Origin of the sequence: Nostoc sp. DedQUE09, from assembly GCF_034530915.1 — a bacterium.
Taxonomy (GTDB): domain Bacteria; phylum Cyanobacteriota; class Cyanobacteriia; order Cyanobacteriales; family Nostocaceae; genus Nostoc.
Genome location: NZ_JAVRCE010000010.1, coordinates 102916 through 127317, shown reverse-complemented (window position 1 = coordinate 127317; position 24402 = coordinate 102916). Strand labels below are relative to the sequence as shown.

Annotated in this window: 17 protein-coding genes; 6 read left to right on the top strand and 11 right to left on the bottom strand. The window is 41.3% G+C overall.

What is annotated here, in order from left to right:
* Positions 1 to 84: 84 nt before the first annotated feature.
* From RMY27_RS09165 to RMY27_RS09150, 4 genes are all read right to left on the bottom strand, one after another.
* Complete coding sequence (locus tag RMY27_RS09165) at positions 85 to 330, bottom strand: hypothetical protein (protein ID WP_322662428.1); 246 nt, start codon at positions 328 to 330, stop codon at positions 85 to 87.
* Between the two features lie 435 nt (positions 331 to 765).
* Complete coding sequence (locus RMY27_RS09160) at positions 766 to 1554, bottom strand: peptidylprolyl isomerase (protein WP_322662427.1); 789 nt, start codon at positions 1552 to 1554, stop codon at positions 766 to 768.
* Between the two features lie 175 nt (positions 1555 to 1729).
* Entirely contained in the window at positions 1730 to 3274 is a 1545-nt protein-coding gene (locus RMY27_RS09155) for an HlyD family efflux transporter periplasmic adaptor subunit (RefSeq protein WP_322662426.1), read from the bottom strand.
* Between the two features lie 116 nt (positions 3275 to 3390).
* Complete coding sequence (locus tag RMY27_RS09150) at positions 3391 to 6501, bottom strand: peptidase domain-containing ABC transporter (RefSeq protein ID WP_322662424.1); 3111 nt, start codon at positions 6499 to 6501, stop codon at positions 3391 to 3393.
* A gap of 2237 nt (positions 6502 to 8738) precedes the next feature.
* Between RMY27_RS09150 and RMY27_RS09145 the strand changes: the two genes are divergently transcribed.
* On the top strand, positions 8739 to 9938 hold the full coding sequence (locus tag RMY27_RS09145; protein WP_322662423.1) for an acyl-CoA dehydrogenase family protein: 1200 nt from the start codon (positions 8739 to 8741) through the stop codon (positions 9936 to 9938).
* Positions 9939 to 9981: 43 nt separating this feature from the next.
* On the opposite strand, the gene RMY27_RS09140 is transcribed toward RMY27_RS09145, so the two are convergent.
* The 7 genes from RMY27_RS09140 to ssuD form a co-directional block, all read right to left on the bottom strand.
* A complete protein-coding gene (locus tag RMY27_RS09140) occupies positions 9982 to 10386 on the bottom strand; it encodes an NAD(P)-dependent oxidoreductase (RefSeq protein WP_416212320.1) in 405 nt (134 codons plus the stop codon).
* Between the two features lie 403 nt (positions 10387 to 10789).
* Complete coding sequence (locus RMY27_RS09135) at positions 10790 to 11737, bottom strand: D-2-hydroxyacid dehydrogenase (protein WP_322662421.1); 948 nt, start codon at positions 11735 to 11737, stop codon at positions 10790 to 10792.
* Positions 11738 to 11859: 122 nt separating this feature from the next.
* The gene (locus RMY27_RS35485; RefSeq protein WP_416212321.1) at positions 11860 to 12042 is read right to left on the bottom strand and encodes a GNAT family N-acetyltransferase; all 183 of its coding nucleotides are present in this window, start codon (positions 12040 to 12042) and stop codon (positions 11860 to 11862) included.
* 3 nt (positions 12043 to 12045) lie between these two features.
* Entirely contained in the window at positions 12046 to 12363 is a 318-nt protein-coding gene (locus RMY27_RS09130; RefSeq protein WP_322662419.1) for a GNAT family N-acetyltransferase, read from the bottom strand.
* 246 nt (positions 12364 to 12609) lie between these two features.
* The gene (locus RMY27_RS09125) at positions 12610 to 13380 is read right to left on the bottom strand and encodes an ATP-binding cassette domain-containing protein (RefSeq protein ID WP_322662417.1); all 771 of its coding nucleotides are present in this window, start codon (positions 13378 to 13380) and stop codon (positions 12610 to 12612) included.
* A gap of 280 nt (positions 13381 to 13660) precedes the next feature.
* A complete protein-coding gene (gene ssuC / locus RMY27_RS09120; RefSeq protein WP_322662415.1) occupies positions 13661 to 14491 on the bottom strand; it encodes an aliphatic sulfonate ABC transporter permease SsuC in 831 nt (276 codons plus the stop codon).
* Between the two features lie 91 nt (positions 14492 to 14582).
* Positions 14583 to 15731: an FMNH2-dependent alkanesulfonate monooxygenase gene (ssuD, locus tag RMY27_RS09115; protein ID WP_322662413.1), complete on the bottom strand. Its 1149-nt coding sequence runs from the start codon at positions 15729 to 15731 to the stop codon at positions 14583 to 14585.
* Between the two features lie 1281 nt (positions 15732 to 17012).
* On the opposite strand from ssuD, the gene RMY27_RS09110 reads away from it, so the two are divergent.
* From RMY27_RS09110 to RMY27_RS09090, 5 genes are all read left to right on the top strand, one after another.
* Positions 17013 to 18833, top strand: coding sequence for an iron uptake porin (locus RMY27_RS09110; protein ID WP_322662411.1), 1821 nt, complete (start codon positions 17013 to 17015; stop codon positions 18831 to 18833).
* Between the two features lie 743 nt (positions 18834 to 19576).
* Positions 19577 to 21202 (top strand): FAD-binding protein, encoded by a 1626-nt coding sequence (locus RMY27_RS09105; RefSeq protein WP_322662409.1) that lies wholly within the window; start codon positions 19577 to 19579, stop codon positions 21200 to 21202.
* The gene (locus RMY27_RS09100; protein WP_322662407.1) at positions 21199 to 21528 is read left to right on the top strand and encodes a 4Fe-4S binding protein; all 330 of its coding nucleotides are present in this window, start codon (positions 21199 to 21201) and stop codon (positions 21526 to 21528) included. Before RMY27_RS09105 ends, RMY27_RS09100 begins: the two co-directional genes overlap by 4 nt.
* 19 nt (positions 21529 to 21547) lie before the next feature.
* Positions 21548 to 22606 carry an ABC transporter substrate-binding protein gene (locus tag RMY27_RS09095; RefSeq protein WP_322662405.1) on the top strand — a complete coding sequence of 353 codons (1059 nt, stop codon included), beginning with the start codon at positions 21548 to 21550 and terminating at the stop codon, positions 22604 to 22606.
* Between the two features lie 240 nt (positions 22607 to 22846).
* On the top strand, positions 22847 to 24331 hold the full coding sequence (locus tag RMY27_RS09090) for an amidohydrolase family protein (protein WP_322662403.1): 1485 nt from the start codon (positions 22847 to 22849) through the stop codon (positions 24329 to 24331).
* Positions 24332 to 24402: the final 71 nt, after the last annotated feature.

Sequence of the window (24402 nt, the reverse complement as noted above, 5' to 3'; positions counted from 1 at the left end):
TCAATATACTAAGCTTTCGAGCGTAACTCTACTTGCAGAAGTTAATACTTTTTGTAAGTAGAGTTTAATTATTACTACTTGTTACTACTTGGAAGCAGTAGAAGCATAGCTTGAGGATGTAGCAGTAGCACTGTTAGGAGTAACGGTAGCGTTAGTAAAGGTTACAGCTATGTTGTTAACGCCGCCACTTGCTGAAGCATCTGCATCTGCTTGTGCAATGCTAATGAAGGATGGCTTTTTGATAGGTGGCTTTTTGACAGGTGGCTTCTTAGTACCACCAATAATTTCTTCAGAGGTAATTTCCAAGTAGTTCAGATCAGAAATGATCATTTGAGTTCTCCTAAAATTTGTAACTGTTGTTGGGAATTTTGGTCTAACCAACTTGTTTCGTTTGGCTATACATCTAATATACTTTATTCCTCAAAAAAGTCAACACTTTTTTGAGGAATTTGTGATTAAAAAAACTAATGTATTTATGTTGAAAAATCATTATATATAGTCCTATTTGAAATTAGAAAAAATTGCATGACAAATTTAAGCAGAAATTTAAAAAATACTGCCTAGCAAGACTTATAGCGATTAAACTTAATTTTAAATAACGCAAATACAGCACTTTGTAGATATATTCACAAAACACTAAAAAGGAAAAATTATTAAGTTTTGAAGTAAATTAAAACCTGTATCTGCAATATTTTTGAAGACTAGAGAAATCTCCCATGACTTAGGGTAGATATTGAGCAACAAAAACATTTGAAAATTATTAAATTATTTAGTCTTGGTGAATAACATATCTATTAATTCCTCTTCTGAACCGTCTGAGTCTATTTGAGTAACTATTTTCATCGTGGTGATTTGTTGCTTTAACCAATCAGAAAAGGATTCTGTAATGATTTTTTGGCGCAACTGTTCATCTAATTGGGGTTGAATTATTTCTTCCACCCAAATTAAATACACTCCCTTGGGAGTAGTTATCGGCTTGAGAGCTTCTGGTGGTGCAGCAGCAAAGACAGCGGCTGCAATCTCTGGACGAAAATCTTTGCGGTATCGGAGTCCTTTGTATCCATAAGCACGACGGGCTTCTGGTTCTGAGATATATAGACGAGCAATATCTGGAAAATTGATTTCGCCTTCTTCTAGAGCATAAAAAAGCTCTAAAGCTAAATCTCGATCCTCGAAGACAACTTCGTAGGTAACGGCAGCGATATAATCTAGCTGATGTTCGTAAAAGTGCTTTTCCAGTTGATTGGAAAATAGATGATTCGCTAACTTCCGCGAAAGGATGTTGTTGTAGGCTAATTCTTCAAACTGATCCACAGAGAGGTGGTGTTTTTCTAGCCATGACCAGGTGTCTTTAGCTTTGACAAGCTTCTTGGCGAACCTTAAGTTATCTCCTTCTTGCTGTAGTTCTTCTGGCGTGACTGTAATTCCTGCCGCTTGCGCTGCTTCGGCAATAACACTTTGCGATGCGATCGCTTCCACAACAGCAGGTATCTGACAGGAGAGTTTAAGACTGTGAATGATATCTGAGGTAGAAATAGTCAGATTGTCGGGCATAACGCGATATCTCCAATAATTAAGGGGATTAAGCATCCCTTCTCTGCGAGACGCGAGGCGAACGGCTTACCTCGGCTTCGGTTCGTACAAATCGCTCAGGGCAGGTGGGTACGGGACATAATTATTCCTCCAATGTCCCTTGTTCTATTTCCTGATTGCAGTGCGATAGTTTTAACTACATCTCCAAACCGCCCTTTTTCAATTTCTTGAACGGATCTAGAACAAAGTCAATTACTCGCCGTTGACGAATGATGACTTCAGCATTTGCTGTCTGACCAGCACCTAATGGAATACGTTTGTTGCCATTTTGGACATACTGCTGGTCTAAGATGATTTCTAATTCATAGGTTTCGATGTTGCCTTGGGGTGTTTGGCTAACTTTCGAGTCAGGTGAGATCCAAGTAACTTTTCCTTGCACGATGCCATACTCTTGGAAGGGATAGGCATCAAACTTAACTTTTACTGGCATTCCTACCTTCAAGAAACCGCTATCCTGATTAGGCATATTCGCTCTAAGTACAAAGTCTGTTTTTGTAGGTGCAATTTGGGCAATCCTTTGACCGACTTGTACCACTGCTCCCGGTTTAGTGGTGGGTAATTCAAAAATCACCCCATTAATCGGCGATCGCACCACGCGCTGCTGAATTTGCAATCTTGTAGATACAAGCTGGCTTTTAGTCTGAGCGATTTCTGATTGCGTTGCTGTTATTTGTGCCTGTATGTCTTTTAGCTGCTCCTGATTTTTCATTACAGCTAGTTGTCCGGCTTGCGTGGCACTTTTATAACTACTTTGTTCTTCTTGCAATCGGAGTTTTGCTTGTTTGATATCAGACTCTAACGTTTTGATAGTTACTTGATAATTATTTAGCTCTTGGGCTAAACGCAATTCGGCTTGTTTAATATCTGATAGAGACTTTTTATAAAGTCTTTTGCTTTCTTGCTCTTGTTTTTTGATTTCATCAAATTGGGTTGCAGCAACTACCTTATCGTCAACGAGTTTGCTAAAGCGTTCAACTTGCTTAGAATCTATGCTCAAACGGCCTTCAGCCGATTCTTTATCGTCACGACTGGTAGCAATTTGCTCCTCTGCTTGTTTAACTAATGATTGTTTTTCTAATTTTTGCAGGTTATAGCTACTCAGTTTGGCATCCAGGTCTTGCTGCACCTGGTTAACTTGAGCCATTTTTTCTAATTCTTGGGATTTATTTTGTTGTTCTAAAAGACTCGTTGACATTAAAAGTTGATTTTTCAGCAGTTCCAGTTGGGATTGCCGATTTTGTAGCCCTTGCAATTTGCTCTGGACTTGTTGCAGTTCCGTTTGTAGCAACTCAGAATCCAGTTCCAGTAAAACCTGTCCGGCTCTAACTGTATCTCCTTCTTTGACTGTTACTGTTTTGACACTCCCAGCAGCTTGAGCGTCTAATTTTTGAGTTGCGCCTTTAGGTTCCATACGCCCTCTGGCGCTACCAGTTTCATCTACTTTCGAGAGAGTTGCCCAAGGCAAGAATAGACCAGCAAAGCCGATGAGCGCATACAACAAACCACGAGTCCAAATTCGAGGTAAGGCATCGAGTAGTTTTTCTGTACCGTAGTACAAATCTTGACTTTCATTTTCTGCCTCTATCTGCTCGTCAAATACCGATTCTTCTTGCTGTTTGTAACCTTGATATTCATCTTGCTTATCTTGGGGAAATGGGGACGATCTATTGGGATGTGGCATGGTTTTATTTCCGATAACAGTAGATGGGGTGTGGGGGAGAAATCAATTCAAAATTCAAAATTCAAAATTGTTTGTGTAGAGTCTCGTCGAGAATAAAAAGACTGCCCAATGCCCCATCAACTAACTTGAGACATCTGTTGTTGATTCAGGTAGTAATAATGACCTTTTTTAGCGATTAATTCGTCGTGGGTACCGCTTTCTACCAAAATACCTTGATCTAAAACCAGGATTAAGTCCGCGTTGCGGACTGTAGAGAGGCGATGGGCAATAATTACACTTGTACGTCCTTTAAGAATTGTTTTGAGGTTGTTTTGAATAATCCGTTCTGATTCTGAATCTAGGTGACTAGTGGCTTCATCAAACAGTAATAACCGAGGATTTCCGAGCAAAGCACGAGCAATTGCTAGGCGTTGGCGCTGTCCACCAGACAGCATTCCGCCGCTTTCACCAATTTCTGATTCGTAACCCAGCGGTAATTTTTGAATAAATTCATCGGCTCCAGCATATTTTGCTGCTTGGATAATTTCTTCTGAAGAAGCATTTGGATTAGCGATCGCAATGTTTTCGCGAACAGTTCCACCAAACAGAAAAGTATCTTGGTCTACAACGCCGACTTGGGAACGGAGCGATCGCATAGATACGCTGGTGATATCGTTACCATCAATGAGGATTTTGCCATCTGTCGGTGGGTATAAACCCAAAATCAATTTACTGAGAGTTGTTTTTCCAGAACCGCTGCGCCCTACGACTGCAACCATCTGTTCTGGCTTAATTTCAAAGTTGACATTTTCTAATACGTTAGTGTCGCTTTCTGAGTGATAACGAAAGGTAACATTTTGAAAACAAATGTTACCGCGAAGTTTACCCAACGACTTGCGGGGTTTATTTGCTAAGTCTTCTTCTGGTTCTGCCTCCAACACATCATTAATGCGTTCTGTGGAAATCACGATTTCCTGTAATTCATTCCACAGCAAAGCCAGTCGCTGGAAAGGACTCAAGACGTTACCCACCAACATATTGAAAGCAACTAATTGTCCAATAGTTAGTTCGTTATTAATTACCTGGGTTGCTCCATACCACAGCAATGAAGTATTGACAAAGGTGTGAATGACGCCACTGATAATTTGCAAGCGATTGTCAATTATTTGAGCATTAAAGTCTTTTTTGATTAAATCATTTAGCAGTTCCTCCCACCGCCAACGCACTGTCTGTTCAATTGCTAATGAGCGGACGGTACGAATTCCGCTTAGGGATTCTATAAGATAGCTTTGTTCTTTGGTAGCTGCATTAAAAATATCTCTGGAGATGCGGCGTAAAATACTTGTGCTGGCCAGTGCCAAGATAAAAAATGGCGGTACAGTACACAGCACGAATAATGCCATCCGCCAGCTATAGGAAAACATCAAAGCCAGATAAACCACTAATGTCAGCATATCCAATACAATGGAGAGTGTCTGACCAGTCAGGAAGTTCTGAATTTTCTGGTTTTCTTGGATGCGCGAAATTATATCCCCAACGAAACGCGACTCAAAATAAGCAAGGGGTAAACGGAAGGTATGTTTGATGAAGCCTACGAGTAAGGCAATACTAATGCGGTTAGCAGTGTGAAATAAGAGATATTGCCGTACACCGTTGACAGCAACACCAAACAACCCAAAAACAATCATTCCCAAACCAATGGCGTTTAAGGTTGGAACACTGCGTTGCACAAGTACTCTATCGAGCAACAACTGAGTAAATACTGGCGTTACTAACCCAAATAATTGAATGACTATCGAAGCTATGAAAATTTCTAGCAGTGTTCGATAGTGAGGTTTGACTAATTCAAAAAATTTCCAGAAGCTTCTACTTTCGTCCTTAGCACTTTTTAGTAGAGCTGTCGGTTGCAGTAACAATGCATAACCAGTCCAACCCTCTTGAAATTCAGCTTTTGTCAGACTGCGTTGACCAAGAGCCGGATCACATACAATCACCCGCTTTTTGGTGATTTCATAGACGACAATAAAGTGTTTGCCTTCCCAGTGAGCAATTGCAGGTAAAGGTTGTTCTGCTAATTTATCAAGGGTAGCTTTCACTGGACGGGTGGCAAAACCCAGGTATTCTGCTGTTGCTGCCATAGCCTTTAGGGATGCACCGTTGCGAGTGACATTGGTCATATCCCGTAGGCGATTGATACTAAAATGTTTGCCCCAATAGTTACCAATCATCACCAAGCAAGCAGAGCCACAATCAGCTGCACTTTGTTGGGCATAGAAGGGATAGCTTTTGGTAATCCGCTTCCACCAATGCCCCATTTGTACTTTCGGACTGGGAAAGTAAAAACGTGATTTTTTTGTTGGCTGTTGTTCTGACTGCTTCTCTTTTTGAGGAAAAGGAATAATTTTAGATTTTGGAGATTGGGAAGTTTTTTCTCTAGTACCCAGTCCCCTGCGATGCACTGAGCCTGTCCTTGTGTCCTCAGTCTCCGATTCCGTTTCGCTGACGCTCATGGCAAAAGTCCACTCCCCCAACTCTGGGAAGTATTCTAGTGCTGTTTGCATCTGGTCGTTTTTCAGAATGTAAGCAATCGTTGGTTGCGTTGTTTGCCAATCTCCTTGTTTTGGTTGAGCAAAGATTGTACCTGGTGCCAAAGAATCGCCTTCTGAATGCCGCAGTTGACCTTTGTATAATAGCCACAACTGTGAATCTTGAGATATTTCTGGACTTACAGAGCCAGTGTCTAACTGGTGTCGCTCAAACAAAGATAAGGCTTTGAGCATTCCTGAAACTTGTGAAGTATGGCGTGGGAACTGTGATACTTGGCGACATAACAACAACAAATCCCAAAGTTCTGCACGGGCAAACAGGCGATCGCGAATGTTAGGATACTTGTCTATCAACCTTTGCAATGCTTCTTGCCTGAAATAGCCAAGTTTTAAGCTTGTCGAAGCTCTAACTACATAAGGACTAAAGTTAGCTTCGGGAAATAAACTCAATTCACCAAAAACAGACCATGCACCAAAGGTAGTAATTAAATTCTCAGAGCTATCTAATAGCCGTACTTTACCTGTAAGAATAATGTATATACCAGGATTTGTCTGTGCAGATTGCCAGAATTGCTTTGCTGATGGTGGCTCCACAATCTCCATTTCTGCCAATAAATTCTCTAATTCTTTTTCTGAAAGTTTTGTACCCAAGGTATACAAAAGTCTTTCACCCACATGTTGCTCAGAAAGCACTGGTGGCATTTTCTAATCTCCACAAAAAAATTTAGTTATTAGTCAGAATCCAATTCAAAACTTCATTAAAAATATTATTTAATCCAGTATTTTCACTGAGGAGACTCTAAGCTTTATTAGAGTAAAGTTAGAGACAAATAGCATGGTACCAAAGCATCTATATTTTACATACAAGGTATCTTTACTATGCAGAAAACCCCCTTGTTGCAGCCAGTTATTGATGTAGCAATAACTAGTGTAAATGCCAAAATGTCGAGCTAGAGCTTTGTTTACTTACATTTAGCTTCAAGAGCAACTAACTGCATTCAGATACTCCACACAAATATGGATAGCTCATTTTGGCAATTAGCGGCAGTTGTAAGAGGAATTATTTTTGGAGCATCATTTGCTATATGCTGCAATAGCTACGCAAAGTGTTTCATTTATCAGTCACAAACTCTCGAAGTTTTTTCTATTTTGGGCAATGTTCTAGTTGAAAGTTAGCTTTCATACTTTTGAACAACACCTGACTTGGAATAATTCTTAAAAGAATGTTTTCAGAGATTCCTAACTTCTTAACAGCCTTGTCTTGACTTAAATGGTGTGACATAATTGTATTTAGAAATTGCATTGAGTCGTAAATTATGTGAAAACGTAATTCATTGCAGTTGTGTGATAAAAGCCTGACAGCAAAAAAACCACAACTACAAATCTGACTAACCTTGTAGTGTTAATCAGAAATTTACACAATGTGCAATTACCGCCCGGCATATTCCCTAGTGCTTTGGCGAGTCTAGGGGATAGTCTCCGGGATAGCTTCATCGTTATCATGCAACCTGCAACAAAAGAAAATTTTGAGTTGGCTACAAGAAATAGAAGACTAAAGCAACTATAAAGCTATAAAAGCACATCGTAATTTTTGTTTAAGTAGTATTTTACTAATTAAGCAAAACTACACTTAAACAAATGTTGCTTGAGTTTGCTTGGAAATTCCAGAATGGATCTTTCTCCAGCACTGCTTAGTATTTTTAAGGGAGCATCTAGCAAGTTATTTAACGTTTGTATTATACCTCCTCTAGTGTAACAAATGCAAGTGACCAAAACAGACTTGCGAACATCATCATATTTACATAGAAACATGATATTTACATAATTAGCTTACACTCCTTAGCTCTTAAATTTAGATATTTTACTAGTTTCTTAATGTAAATTTTCTCACAAGTCATCTAATAAATGATTTTTAACAAAAAAAATATATTTTACAACCATTTATACATTAAATCTTTAAATAGCTAGGCGGCATAACATGATGGTAGTCATAACGGCGACTATTGTTTGCTTAAAGGTGATATTTAAGTTGTTTGAATTAGCTGTGAGGTAAAACACATTAATATTGTGATCCGGCACACACACTAGTTAACTACCTTAATCTTAGCATTTTTCTCATCAAGGATGTAGCAGCAATACATATTACAGCTTGATAGAAGTTGATAAATAACCGTCATGTTTAAATGAGCTTATAGTTCAAAAAATGACAATAAGCCGCAAATTCTTCTTTTAAAACCTAAGATTGCGATGCGATCCAGTTAAGTAATAAATGGATAAATTTAATGGTGGTTATAGAGCCAGTGCCCTGACGAAAGTGTGACACCATAGATTTGGTTAAATATCGGAAATCACCCATAGCAGTTCTCAATCAAATAAGGTACATCTTCAAAGTTGAAAAAATTTATATACGAAGTCCAGTTATACCTCATTAGCAGAGGAACCGCTATAAAAGCAACCAATATCAGCTTGGTTGCCCTCGCCAATGCTGCTGCTGTATATTTATCCATCGGAAAATCTACTTGATGAGAAAATGATCCCTCTGTTATATAGGGATCTTTATATTACTCTCAACAGAGAATATTTCGCTTGCTTCTCCGTGCTTGGTTACAAATGCGGAGATTTAATTCTAATGATGATTAGCTTAAAAAACCAGTAGAGAATTCAGTTCCTAAGTTGTGGGGCGATCGCTAAATCCTTTGGTTAGCTTGCTCTATGAAAGGAGTTTGTGTCATACTTAGAGAAATAATTAATTACTAAATCTCAGTCGATTTTAAGTAGTATTTTAGAAGCTTAGAAGTAAGACAGTTAGGGCAATGAGGATTGGGGATTGAGGGGAGACTGGCATCGTGCGAAAAATTGATGTTCCTGCAAACTTGAGATGCTTCCATATTGAAAAACATCTCTGATTTAGTATTACAGTGAATTACGAAGGAGTACTTATGTCACAGTTGGAGCAAGCAGTGCCAGACACCTTTGTAGCCCAAGGCTTAGAAACTCTCCCCAATCTTTTCGACCGAGTTGAGGCTCTGGCCAAAGATTTTGCCACCCGCGCAGGGGCACACGATAGAGATGCTTCCTTTCCTTTCGAGAATTTTACAGCTTTGCATGAGGCAGGATTACTCAACCTCACCATTCCGGCTGAATTCGGTGGCCAGGATTTGGGGTTGAGAACTATCTGCCGGGTGATTGAAGGGATAGCACATGGCGATGCTTCGACTGCATTAGTACTAACAATGCACTATCTTCAACATGCTCATGCAGCGCGTAGCCGTCGCTGGCATCCAGAAGTATATAAGCAGCTGTGTCGTGAATCAACTGAAGGCATTGCCCTACTGAATGCTGCCCGTGTTGAACCAGAGTTAGGAACGCCAGCGAGAGGCGGATTGCCAGCGACAATTGCCGAACGAACAGCAGAGGGCTGGCGTTTAACAGGACATAAGCAATACACCACGGGCAGTCCTATCCTCAGCTATTTTGTTGTTTGGGCACGGACAACTGAAGATGAACCACAAGTTGGGAATTTTCTAGTTCCACGCGATCTGCCTGGTTTGCGAATTGTCGAAACCTGGGATCACTTGGGGATGAGAGCTACGGGCAGCCATGACCTCATTTTAGAGAATGTATTAATTCCTTCAGAGTATGCTCTAGATATCAACCCCGTATCTGCTGTGCCATCTTTTGATCCACTGATTTCCACTTGGGGCAGTTTGACAGTGAGTGCTTTATATCTCGGTGTTGCTAGTAGTGCGCGAGACTGGCTTGTTAAATATCTTTGGGAGCGATCGCCTTCTAATCTCAAAGAGCCACTGGCAACTTTGCCACGCTTCCAAACTGCTGTAGGTGAGATAGAAGCACTGCTGTTTGCTAATAATAGATTGATTTATAGTTTGGCTCAAGATATTGACAAGGGCGAATATGAGCCTAGCGTAGGATTACAGGCACAGGCTGTGAAATACCTTACTACAACCAACTCAATTCGTGCTGTGGAGATTGCCTTAGAACTAACTGGTAATCCTGGTCTATTAAAAAGAAATCCTTTAGAGCGACACTACCGTGATGTTCTGTGCAGCCGTATCCATACACCACAGAATGATGTTATTTGCCAGTCACTGGGTAAGTCGGTGCTGAAAGTCAAGTGATTGGGGACGGCAGGGGAGCAGGGGAGCAGGGGAGGAGCGATGCCTACGGCGGTAAACTACGCCACTCATCAGCACCTACAACTTGGTCAAAATTCGCTAGGGGTTCGGGATGGCGGCGACTACCCCAAACTGTGACTCCAAAGGCTTTGGCACGAGATGCGTTGGCGTAGCCCGCCGAAGGCATCGCTTGACCGATATTTCCTGTGCCGAGAATTAATAAAGTCGCGTCTGCCAACTCTTCGAGAAACATTCCTCTTACCCAAGTCTGTTCATTCTGCAAAGTTTGCAATTTCCGCAGATTCTTGGCGTGATAGAACATAAATGCCAGTACAAATTCCGAAATTGGAATTGCATGAACCCCTGTACCATTCGTGAGGATAAAATATCCTTTTGCAAAAAAGTTGGCGTGAGGATGTGATTCACACCAGCACTCGGTGACTGTTGCCAACGCAGCACGGGTGCTGCTGTCAGTACTTTAGACTTCTGGGCATTTGTCGGGAAAGGGGGAAAGGGGAAAGGTTCTGTATTGTCCCCTTCCCCCTTAACCTTTACCCTTTTTCCCCTCTTGCAAAAAGCACTTTTGCAAGAGGTCTTTTGTCAAGGGTAGAGGTTCTCAGGTAAAATCCATTGATATAAATCTCTGCATCACCAGCATCACCATCGAGATTACCTTCACTATCCACCTCTACTACATCTATGATGGTAGGTGTGGCTCTATATCTGCAATGAGATGATCGGGTAAAATTAATTTCACAATTTGCTACTCCCTAATTCCATTTTGGATTTGGATTTTAGATTATGCAACCCAATCGGCAGCACTTCTTCATTTTTAGTTTTTAATTTTTGATTGTTTAGTATCCTGCTTTTTTATCTACTACATTTCGTAACGGCTGACCAGCTTGGTAACGCTTTAGATTGTCGATAAATAAAGCTATTGAACGCTGTTTACTCTTGGGTGAATGACCGGAAGTATGAGGGGTGATAAAAATATTAGGAAGTGACCACAAAGGACTTTCTGGTGCTAACGGTTCTGAGTTAACTGTGTCTAATGCTGCACCTGCAATCCAACCTTCTGTGAGCGCTTTTATTAATGCTGATTCATCGATTACGCCACCGCGAGCAATATTAATTAGGTAGGCATGATTTGGGAGCGAACGCAATACAGATTCATCAATAAATTCTTTGGTTTCGGGAGTTAGGGGTGTTGCAATAACTACATAATCTACCTCTGGCAGGAGCGATCGCCATTCATCAGCACCCACTACTTTATCAAAATTTAGTAGCTCTTGGGGATGACGGCGACTGCCAATAATTCTTAAGCCGAAGGGTTTAGCACGGGCGGCAATTTCTTGACCAATACCACCAGCGCCAATAATTAGCAAGGTTGCATCTGTCAACTCTTGGATGGCAAACCCTCTTTTCCAGTGACGTTCAGCCTGTAAAGCATATAATTCTGGCAGGTGTTTGGCATGAGCCAGTATGTAAGTAATTACAAATTCTGCGATCGGAATTCCATGCACTCCCGCCCCATTAGTGAGAATAATATCTCTTTGCAAATAAGTTGGTGTCAGGATGTGATTCACCCCTGCATTAGGTGCATGATGCCAACGTAGTGCAGGTGCTGCTTCTAATATTTTATGCAGTATAGGACTTCTCGATAAAAACCAACTGAAATAAACTTCAGCATCGCTGGTATCCCCATCTAAATTTCCTTCAACATCTACTCTTACAATCTCTGTATTGGGTGGTAGATGTGGTTCAATGTCAGCAACCAGATCGAGGGGCAAAATGAGCTTCATTGTAGATTATCTCTTCTTTATTTACAAGGCTATCTCTGAAAATTAACTATATGTGACAAAAAAATGAGTACCATTTTTCTTGGCACAAATTATGATGATATTTACCAATATTTCAGGGATGATTATTTAATTTGTAAACACATAAGTTCTAGATGAAAATATTTGTTATTATCTTTATACGCCATTTTCTCCGTTGCATATATTTGAAAGCCCAATAATAAATAAAGTGGTTTTGCTAAAAAGTTATTTTTAACAATATCAAGTAATAATATTTCTACATTGTTAATAGTTCTTGCCCTTTCAATTAATTAATTTAGTAATAATTTACCTATGCCTTTTCTCCTATACTCTTGTTGAACATACATGCTACTGATATATGCTTTATGTCGGAGTTTTATTCTTAATTCTTGGTTAAATGCAACTATTGCAATTAAATGTTTATCCTCAAAACATCCCAAAATAAAGTTATTATTATCTATTGGAATTCTAGCCCGAAATTCTTCTATCGTCTTAATTACTTCTTCTTGATATGTTGTGCCAAATGAATCTGGATTTTTATCTAAAGCTTCTAATCTGATCCTTCTATAATCTTCTGCATCATACTTGGTTAATTTTTTGACAATCATTAAGATATTTTTTATTTATTTCAATCAAACAATCTAGATTATTATATTTTAGTTTATCTAGATTGTGAATATAGAAAAAATCACCTAGAATAGCAAAGAGGAGATTTAAGAGGTATTTTGATTGTTCATCAATAATTTTTTATTGCTATAAATATCTACTTTTAAAGAGCAAGTTTGAATCTCGAAGTAGCCTATTTACCGCAGCTACCTCAAGTTTAACATTGATTGACTACAAAAAGCTTAATTTCAACTACTCAGCTGTAATAATTGGTTGTTTACCTGAGTACTTTCATTGCTCATTACTCGCTCTAAAACTGCTTCTCTGATATTGATAAATACTTCGCTACTTCTATCCCGCGGGCGTGAAAGTCTCACAGGTAAATCCATAGAAATCTTTCCTTGATCAATCACGATCACTCGGTCTGCCAACGCCACAGCTTCTTCCACATCGTGAGTAACCAAAAACGCAGTAAATCTTCGCTCTTGCCACAAGTTTTCAATCAAATGCTGCATTTCTTGACGAGTTAGAGCATCCAATGCTCCCAAAGGTTCATCTAGCAACAACAAACGGGGCTGACTGGCTAACGCTCTGGCTAATGATACCCGTTGTCGTTGTCCTCCAGACAAAACATAAGGCCACTCATCAGCTCTATCTTTGAGTCCGACTTTATTAAGTACCCATAAAGCTTTTTCACGCCAATTACCTTCTAAGCCCAACCCCACGTTCTGAATAACGCGCTTCCACGGCAGCAAGCGGGGATCTTGAAACATCACTGTTACAGAGCGGCTGAGTCTATGTAATGGTTCTCCATCCAGTAGTATTCCACCTGAAGTTGCTCTATCTAATCCTGACACCAGACGCAATAAAGTACTCTTACCACAACCACTTCGTCCGACAATGGCGACAAATTCACCTGCTTCAACTTCTAAATTCAGCGAGTTTAAAACAGTTTTCTTGTCAAAAGATTTCGTCAAATCCAAAATACTTAGTTGTGTACCCTGTACATTTGAACTCACTTGCAAAACCCCCTTTTGAGAACAATTGGAATGTAATTATTTGATGAAACCTTGAAGAACGCAAACCACACTCAAAATTAATAGAAGTCACCGATTTTAGATTTTGAACCTTGGATTTCTTTCACCCATAAAGGTCAGCCACTTAGGTAGATGGGTTCCTCAGCATAAAGCAAGTGGTATTTATGTGTGAAGCAAAAAAAGATAAAATCGGCAATCTAAAATTGTTAGGCAAAAGTTAAAATCAAGATTTTTTAACCTTTGATTATGGCGAGTTTAGTATTTATGACTTTTGATAATTGGGGTTCCAAGCCAAGAATTTTGTTTCTAATCCTCTGGCGACAGCATCTGCTAATTTACCCAGCAGTGCATAGATTACAATACTCAAAACCACAACATCGGTTTGCATAAACTCACGGGCATTCATTGCCATATAACCAAGACCAGAATCTGCTGCGATCGTTTCTGCGACAATTAGTGTCAACCACATAATCCCCAAGGAAAAGCGGACACCAACGAGAATCGAAGACAAAGCTCCTGGGAAAATTATTTGCCACAGAAGTTGTGGTGTTTTTAATCCGTAGACTTTTCCCATTTCAATCAGTCCAGGGTCAACGCTGCGGATGCCATGAAATGTATTGAGATATAACGGAAAAAATACCCCCATAGACACTAGAAATAATCTAGCTTGATCGCCAATACCAAACCAGAGAATCACTAGCGGAATTAATGCCAAATTAGGGATAGTACGGAGCATTTGCAAGGAACTATCCAATAACTTTTCTGCTACACGGGAAAAGCCATTGAGCAATCCCAAACTGAAGCCAATACTGCCACCAACGATAAAACCAGATATCGCCCGCCCAGCACTAATTCCTATATGTTGGAACAATTCTCCAGTTGATCCTAGTTTAATCGCTGTAGTGATTACACCACTTGGTGCTGGCAAAATCCTGCTGGAAAGTAGACCAGTTCTGGAAGCAAATTCCCAAAGAACTAATACGGTAACAGGCACAATCCAAGGAACTAATTTCTGGAATTGTTGGTTTTCCCACAATCCGTTCAGAAATATTGTATTGTTTTTGCTTTTAGTCTGTTTAAGAGAAATAGTCATGGGATTTGAGATTTTAGATTGTCCACAAGGATAAATCTAGAAGCATCGGTCGCATAATTCGTAATTAAATAGCAAATTACGAATTATTAAGTCATGAAGCACTTGTTAATTGTTTCGCAAATTTTTCATTGGCGAAATTGCCGCCAATGGGGCTCAAAACTGCTGGCGTTAAAGGTGCAGGTTCATTCTGCAAAGGTAAACGTGGAAATAATAATTCAGCGGTGCGATACGCTTCTTCCAAATGGGGATATCCAGAGAAAACGAATGTTTCTATCCCCAAATTGCGATATTCCAGCATCCTAGCGGCAACGGTGTCAGGATCTCCAACTAAGGCCGTACCTGCACCACCCCGCACCAATCCAATCCCTGTCCACAGGTTGGGGCTAATCTCTAAGACTTCTCGACTACCACTATGTAGTTGACTCATACGCCGCTGTCCTTCAGAATCAGAATGAGCTAAGTCTTTCTGAGCTTTAGCGATCGCATCGTCATCGACATACTTAATTAGCTCATTGGCTGCATCCCAAGCAGCTGACTCGGTTTCTCGCACAATTACATGCAAGCGAATCCCAAAACGGACTGTTCTACCTTGTTCAGCCGCCAATTTCCTAACTTCAGCAATCTTTTGGGCCACTTGTTGTGGAGGTTCGCCCCAAGTCAGGTAAACATCTATATGTTTAGCAGCAACCCGCTTGGCAGCAGCAGATGAACCACCAAACCACAAAGGTGGATAGGGTTTTTGAACTGGTGGGAATAGGAGTTTACCACCTTTAATATCCAGGTAATTTCCTTTAAAATCGACTGTTTCCCCACTGACGATACCCCGCCAAACTCTGAGAAATTCATCGGTTAAATCATAGCGATCGTCATGACTAAGATGCAAGCCATCCCCAGCCAGCTGCACCGGATCTCCACCTGTCACTACATTAATTAACAATCTTCCTTTAGAAATTCGGTCAAATGTTGCTGCCATCCGTGCAGCAACACTTGGGGAAGTAATTCCTGGACGAATTGCCACCAGAAATTTCATCTGCTTGGTGACAGAGATGAAAGCGGCGGCGGTTATCCAAGCATCTTCACAAGAACTCCCTGTGGGTAACAATGCGCCCGTGTAGCCTAAACTATCTACAGCTTGGGCAATTTGTTGCAAATAATCAGGTGTGACAACACGAGAGCCAATATCTGTGCCTAAATAGCGTCCGTCATGAGATCCAGTAGGAATAAACCAAAGAATTTGCATTTGTGTCAGGCAGGGTACAAGTATATTTCCTACGGTAGACCGATCGAATTGCCGTAGTTTATAGTCAGCATTTTACAGGAAATTATTTAAAACGCCAGTGATAGATTAACGATTCATAAAGAAAATTGCCTACAAAATTGACGTTTTCACGCACAATCCCGATAATCATGACACTTTTTTTGCAACAATGGCTGTCGTGACGAATACAAGTTTTATGTCAATTAGCCACATTTTTGCGAATTTGAAGTGTTCACTTCTGGTTTCGTGGCTTTATTAAGGGTAAGAACTTCAAACCCTCTCCCCCTGCTTTGAATGGCACGCTTGTTAAGCGTAAATCCCTGGTATTCCTGGATGAAAGGGTGTGGGGTGTAGGGTTGCAGGTTCGGGTGTGGGGAATTAAGAAGATGTTGAACTCCTTGACGCACTCGCATTCAATTGTCTGGAACACCCTACCCCCAACAACCTGCCCTCATGAGGTTTCACATGAATCTTAGTGCCATTCCCGCCTGCTTTCCTGCTCCCCTGCGATCTCAACGTGTAAATTAAGTACTTAACAGCTTAGTCTTGATCGGCATCTTTTTGCCTCCCATTCGCCTTTAACCGGATTGACGATTATTGTGATGGCAATTTTCTGCTTCCGATTTGTGCAATTAGTCAGTGTTGGCATCTTAGGCGAATATATAGGGCGCATCTACAAAGAAAAAGTACTAGGTCTTGCATTGTAACAAGCTCTATGCAAAGATAATTTTACTAAAGTACGGTAAGTCGATAGAATTATCGTGTTTAGATGGTGATTAATGCTGTCAAAATATAGCTGATTAGAAAATAGTGTTTTCAATTAATATTAATTGGTAAATAATCAGTTGAATCTAAATCAAGCTTGAGTCGATGTCAGTAGCCATTGATGAACTTTGTACAGCATAACCCAAAAAACGGATTTTAGGATGTCTCAGAAGTATTAGTTCATGTAGTGTGTGGTTGAGTTTCCCTTGTTGAAAATAGAGAAATCTTTGCTAAAGCAGTTATTGTCTGAATTTAGACGTTTTTAGGATTATTTATAACGTCAGGTTCTTTATTAATTGCGAATTTTGGATTGAAAATTCCAATATTAGTATCGATTTCAATCCCGATCATAATTTTGTGATTTTTTCAGCGGCTAAAGGTTTGCTAAATCTATGTTCTAACTGTTTGCTAGAAATATTAGAGCAATGATTTATCTTGTCTTTTATACCAAATCAAGGGCTAATTTATTCATCTTTAAGGTTGAGGAGTTAAGGAGTAATGTCGAAATTGGGCTGGAATTATAGATCCATAGCGTTGGTACTTTTAGTGCTAGATATTCTAGCTATCCTGGTTTTTCATCCAGCCAAAAGTCAGGCTGAATTACCTAAATCTGATGTATCTACTATTGAAATAGAAAAGAACAAAGAACCAGAAGTAGTTGTCAATCAAACAGTAGACACTTCAATTGCACCAGTCACTGTTAAAAAAGCTCCAAACGAGATCCAAGATCGAGTGATACCTGTATCACAATTGTTGCAAGTTGCACCGCCAACTAAGCAAAAGGCTCCAAATAATGCAGCAGGGCAAGTGACATCCGTCTCGCAACTATCAGATATTAAGCCGACAGATTGGGCATTTCAAGCATTACAGTCTCTAGTTGAGCGCTACGGTGTAATTGCCGGATATACAGATGGTACATTTAAAGGCGATCGCTCCCTAACGCGCTATGAATTTGCAGCTGGGTTAAATGCAGCCTTAGATCGCCTCAATGAACTAATAGCGACTTCGACAACAGATTTAGTCAAACGCGAAGACTTGGATACCATCAAAAAATTACAAGAACAATTTTCTCCAGAACTCGCCCAACTTCGGGGACGCGTAGATACCCTAGAAGCACGAAATGCGCAGTTAGAAGCAACTCAATTTTCCACCACAACCAAACTTATAGGTCGTGCCCAGATTGTTCTTGGTTCACTTCTGGCTGGCAATAACGTCGTTACCAAGAGACAAGCACCTCGCAATCCCACACTTCAAGGCTCAACATCTTTACGACTAAACACCAGTTTTAACGGTAAAGATTCACTAAGCTTGTCACTATCAGGTGGAAATATTGAGTCGTTGGGACAAACAAGAGCTGAAGCCACATTATTAGGAACTTATGAGGGGAGGACTGCTGATAACTCCAGTATTACTTTTGCACGTAACACTATTACCCTCGGTGGTGTTCGCTATCGGTTTCTACCTAATCCAGATACCCAAGTCAACATTTATGCCCTGTCTGATGGAGCTAGTGAGATAGGTCTTTCTGGCCCCGTTAACCCATATTTTGAATCCTCTTCTGCAACTGGTGCTAATGGGATTTCACGATTTTCACGGCGGTCTTTGGTCTATAACTATGGAGATAGCGGCCCAGGAATTGCCATACTCCAGCGATTAGGCAAACAGGTTCAATTCGGGATAGCGTACAGCGCACCAAACGGCGGTAATCCCACACCCAATAATGGCTTTTTTTCAGGCAGGTATTTAGCTCTAGCACAGTTAATTTACTACTCCTCTAATCGAAATTTTCGGGTGGCTGCAACTTATGTCAATACTTATAGCCCAGCGAATACCCGAGGACTAAGTGGAACAAACTTCGGCCCAGCAGTCGGGAGTAACCTGGTAAATAGCACCGTAGCTGGAACAGGAACTGTGGGTAATCTTTATGGTCTACAGGCGTTTTATCAAGTTAGTCCCAAGTTCGCAATTAATGGGTGGATAAGTTATGCATCACACCGCTATTTGGGACGCGGAGATGGTAATGCTATGGATTGGGCAGTAGGGCTAGCATTCCCCGATCTTTTTAGTGAAGGTGCTCTAGGTGGGGTTTTAGTTGGTATGGAGCCGAAACTCACCAGGCTTAGTCAAAATGTAGATTTGGGAGCAGGTGCAGGACAGGCAGACAAAGATACTTCCCTGCACGTTGAGGCATTTTACCAATATAAAATCGGAGATAATATTGAGGTGACGCCAGGTTTGATCTGGATTACTGCACCAGACTCTGATTCCAACAATCCGGATAGTATATATGCTTGGGTTCGTACTGTCTTTAGGTTTTAACCAAGCCCCGTTGGAGCGGGGTGTGGGGTGTAGGCTGCATAGACAGCCCCAACAACCTTCTTCATTCAAGCCCCGTTTTTCACTCTAGTTTGCATTGCTGGGGTTACAAGCCCCTACCAATGCCGTCTTCCCTACACCCTACCCCCTACACCCTGTTTTTAACCTTTGGCACTCCCCGGACTGAATAAAAATTTGCTGACGTTTACAGCAGTTTTCATGTATTTGAACCACACCTGGCGCAAGGCCTTGCACCCCTGCTGCGTGGTCTATTTACCTGAAAATAGCTGTAATCAAAAGTCTGGGGATTCTTGAGTCTTAAGGGAGGCAATGTTAGCGTCACAAGACAAAGCCCAATCCAATTTCGCGTCTTTACTATCTAGACAAAACTGTTTAGAAAAATTTATTAAAATACGGTAAATTTATCGAATTTAAGTATTTTGCAAAAAAAATTGCACAAAAGACGGTACAAAGCAAGTTATTGAGAAAGATAACTCAGTTGATTTTACATAAATTTACGTTTGAAGTTGTTTGGTCAAATACTTGCTTTTTGTCGAAAACTGTGAAAAACTTTATTATGCTAAAAACTACGGTTTATCGATCAAGATAATGTATTTAAACGATATCAAGCTAGTGAGAACCTGTATTAAGGAATTACAATTTCTAGATTTTTAAATATTTATTTTGCAGCATGGATGGGGTGAAGACTTAATGCTTAAGACTTTATAGATGGGGGGAAATGGTAGATGCTGAAGACGTTAACAACCGATTTTGAACTCGCTCTCCAAGCAGATGTGCTTGTGATCGGAGGTGGTCCGGCTGGAACTTGGGCGGCATGGAGTGCTGCATCAAGTGGAGCTAAAGTTGTCCTCGTGGATAAAGGATATTGCGGCACAACTGGATGCGCTGCTGCATCTGGGAATGGTGTGTGGTATGTGCCACCAGATCCAGAAGCACGGGAAACAGCAAAGGCGAGCCGAGAATCGTTGGGTGGGTTTTTAGCCGATCGCAATTGGATGGATCGAGTACTGAATCAGACTTATGAAAACGTCAATCAGTTAGCAGAGTGGGGTTATCCCTTCCCTACCGATGATGAAGGTAAACCCTACCGGCGATCGCTGCAAGGGCCGGAGTATATGCGGCTGATGCGGCGGCAAATTCAACGCGCTGGAGTCAAGATTTTAGACAACAGCCCCGCCTTAGAATTACTGGTTGATAACGATGGTGCTGTTGCTGGTGCAACAGGTGTGAACCGTCAGACTGGTGAGAAATGGAGAGTGCGATCGCAGTCCACAATTATCGCAACTGGTGGCTGTGCGTTTCTCAGTAAAGCGTTAGGATGCAACGTCCTGACGGGGGATGGTTATCTAATGGCGGCAGAAGCAGGAGCCGAGATGTCGGGTATGGAATTTTCTAATGCTTATGGCATCTCTCCCGCCTTTTCTTCAGTCACCAAAACCCTGTTTTATAATTGGGCAACTTTCACCTACGAAGACGGTACTGTAATTCCAGGGGCAAGTTCTCATAGACGTTCAGTAATAGCCCAGACATTACTGCAACAGCCAGTTTACGCCATCATAGACAAAGCGGCGGAATCAATGCAGCCATCTATGCGTTTAGCACAGCCCAACTTCTTTTTACCCTTTGATCGTGCAGGTATCGATCCCTTTACCCAACGTTTTCCTGTTACCCTACGCTTAGAAGGAACTGTACGCGGTACGGGGGGAATTCGGATTGTAGATGAAAGTTGTGCCAGTTCTGTACGGGGACTCTACGCTGCTGGAGATGCAGCTACACGGGAATTGATTTGTGGCGGATTTACTGGCGGTGGTAGTCATAATGCGGCTTGGGCAATATCTTCTGGCTATTGGTCAGGGAAATCGGCTGCTGAATATAGCCGCAGTTTGGGGGAACAGAAAACTCAACGACAAGTTAAGGGTGTTGGAGAAGTAGGATTACAAAGTGGGAGCAATCGCTCTCAAACCTTGGCAACTAATGAAGTGATTCAAGCAGTCCAAGCTGAAGTATTCCCTTACGAAAAGAACTATTTCCGTACAGAACAAGGCTTAACCGAGTCTTTGAGTAAGCTAAATCATCTTTGGCAAGAACTCCGCAATAGCCAGGTAACATCAGATAAAGAGCTAATCCGGGCGCGAGAAGCTACGGCAATGGTAGCCACAGCACGATGGATGTACAGCAGTGCCATTGAACGTAAAGAAACTCGTGGTATGCACAAACATCAAGACTATCCAGAACAAGATGCTAACCAGCAACATCACCTGATTAGTGGCGGATTAGATCGAGTCTGGGTAAAGAGTCAGCCTTTACAGAGTACAGAAAAGTCTTTATCCAAAATAGGAGCAGCAGTGTGATTGAGTTGGTCAGCGAGTCGCGGTGCATAGAATGTAATATCTGCGTGAATATTTGTCCAACCAACGTATTTGACCGTGTACCTGATGCACCGCCAACTATTGCTCGACAGAGCGACTGCCAAACCTGTTATATGTGCGAGTTGTATTGTCCAGTTGATGCTCTTTATGTTGCACCAGAAAGCGATATGAAGACTTTAGTCAACGAAGCAGAATTAGTAGAAGTTGGGCTACTAGGTAGTTATCGTGAAAACGTTGGTTGGGGACATAAACGCACTTCAACAGCCAAAACGGATCAAACATTCCAAATTTTGAAGCAGATGAAATAGTGCGGCGGAGAAAATAGTCATGCTGTTATTTTCAGTAGGAACAGGTTATCTCAGTAAAAATAAATTTACTTCCAGATTATCAACCTCAGTGGCTTGTGTCCTACTGTTAGTAACTACAGGATGTAGCCAAGGCGAAAATAAATCTGCTCAATCCATTGAGGCTGTTAATGTCAATAACACTGTTGCTGCATCCAATAATATTTCTACACTACGTATAGGTTATGTAGGTAGTTTAGAACCTACAGGGCCACTTGGTTGGGCAAAGAAAAAAGGAATTTTAGATCGGGAGTTGCAAAAAGCAGGATTTAAAAATATTACTTTTGCACGATTTCCTAACGGGCCGGATCTAAATGAGGCGCTTGTCGCCGGACAATTAGATGTTGGTTCTTTAGGGGATACACCAGCCATAGTTTTGAGAGCGAGAGGTCAGGAAACGCGACTGCTGCGGATTACTCAATTTAATACAACCGCTTGGTTAGTAGCGAAAAAGAATGGTGCGCGATCGCTTGCTGAACTTAAGGGTCAAAAAATAGCTACCCAAAAAGGTTCCTATATGCATAGATACCTGCTGGGTCTATTAGCTGAAGCTAAAATTGCCAAAGATGTAAAAGTTGTTCACTTAATGACTACTGAGGCAAAAGCAGCTTTAGAACGTGGTGATATAGCGGCTTATGCAACTTCCAGCGATCTAGGGCCTTTTCTGAAATCACAAGGATTTCCAGTGATTGATTCTTCAGCAAATCATCAGGGTTTATCAGGGACATCATTAGTTGTGGCAACCGAGAACTTTTTGGCGAAACAACCTGATTTTCCCCAAAAATTTAACGAAATTCTGACAGAAGCAGCCAAGGATTTAAAAGCTAATTCTGACGAATATTATCAATATCACGCACAAACTACTAAATATCCCCTCGATATCATCAAAATATCGTACCCACTGAAACAAATCTCAGAAGAACCATTACCAGCCGAGGGTGTGAAGCTTTTAGAAGGAACAAAGAAATTTTTAGTCTCGCAGGGTTTAGCAAAGTCAGACTTTAAATTAACAGATTGGGTTGCTAAAGAACAGCCTCGTTAATTTCATCTACGGTTTGCAGGAAGGTTTTATGACTATTGCTGTTGCAGCTAATGTCTACAAGTTTGTGAAGAGGAAGATGATTAGCAAAGCTGATTATCGAGATTTTATCTTTACTAATCTCGCCACATTATATGTAAAGAAAAATTCCAACTCTTCAAAAAAATGCTGTTAAGAAGAAAGTAGACAACCTTCTTAATCAGTACTATCTACCCAATCCAATTGAAAAATCAGGTAGAACCTATGACTATTGCGTTAGAACGTCCCAGAAAAACCAAGTCTGCTCAAATTCGGGAAAAACTTGGTTATCCGATCATCGACACCGATGTACATACCCAAGAGTTTCCCCCAGCATTCTTGGACTATTTAGAGCAAGTTGCTGGAACTGCGATCGCAGAGCGTTTTCAAGAACACTTACCCGGTGCATCTCGCTCTAAATGGTTTAAGGAATCTTGGGATGAACGCCGCACTTACCGCACCGCCCGCCCTCCTTTCTGGACTCGTCCCACTAACGATCCCCTAAATTTAGCTACTGTTAGCTTGCCAAAGTTGTTGCACGAACGCCTGCAAGAAGCAGGGACAGACTTTGCCGTTGTGTACCCCAACTTGGCAACGATGGCTCCACACATCGGGAATGAAGAAATGCGGCGGGCTGTTTGCCGTGCGGCTAATACTTACCACGCTGATATTTTCCGTCCTTATAGCGATCGCTTAACACCAATTGCTGCTATTCCCATGAATACGCCCGACGAGGCGATCGCAGAATTGGAATATGCGGTGAAAGTGCTGGGACTCAAAGCAATTCAAATCCCCGGACATATCCGCCGCCCGATTCCCGCCTTTGAGAAGTATGGCGAAGAAGTAGCCAACGAAGCCATCTGGATTGATACCTTTGGCTTGGATAGTAAGTATGATTACGATCCCTTCTGGGCGAAGTGCGTAGAACTGAAAGTTGTTCCCACCACCCACTCTTCCGGTATGGGCTGGATCAATCGGCGTTCGATTAGCAATTACCAATACAACCATATTGGTCACTTTGCATCGGCTGCGGAAGCACTATGTAAATCTCTGTTTTTTGGTGGTGTAACTCACCGCTTCCCCACACTCAAGTTTGCCTTTTTAGAAGGAGGTGCAGCTTGGGGTGCTAGTTTGTACACCGATTTGATTTGGCATTGGGATACTCGCAATAAAGACCATTTGGTGGAAAATAACAATCCCGCCAATATTGATCGCGAAGAACTGTTAGAACTATATACCCGTTACGGTGGCGAATTAGTACATGGTCGTTTGGATCAACTAGGTAGCGGTTTAGGTTTCCACGCTGAGTTAGTAGCACCGTTAGAACCAGGTGATTTGGATGAATTCGCCGTTGCAGGAGTTACCAAGCCAGAGGATATCCGCGATCGCTTCTTGAATCACTTCTACTTCGGTACAGAATCAGATGATACCCGTGTAGCTCAAGCTTTTAACCGCAAAGCTAATCCTTATGGCGATCGCGTTAAAGCCTTCTTGGGTTCCGATTCTGGTCATTGGGACGTACCTGATATTACTGCGATCGCGGCTAATACATATTCAATGGTAGAACGCAAGATTATCACCGAAGAAGATTTGCAATACTTCCTGTCAATTCATCCCTTGGAGTTGTACACCAGCTTGAATCGTGACTTCTTTAAAGGTACGGCTGTGGAGAAAACAGCAGATGAGTTTTTGGCTAAAGCCGGCCGGTAATTCCATTTTCTCGTTATGTCCCTCAATCTTGATGATCCCCCAGCCCCCCTTAAAAAGCTACCGTGCATACA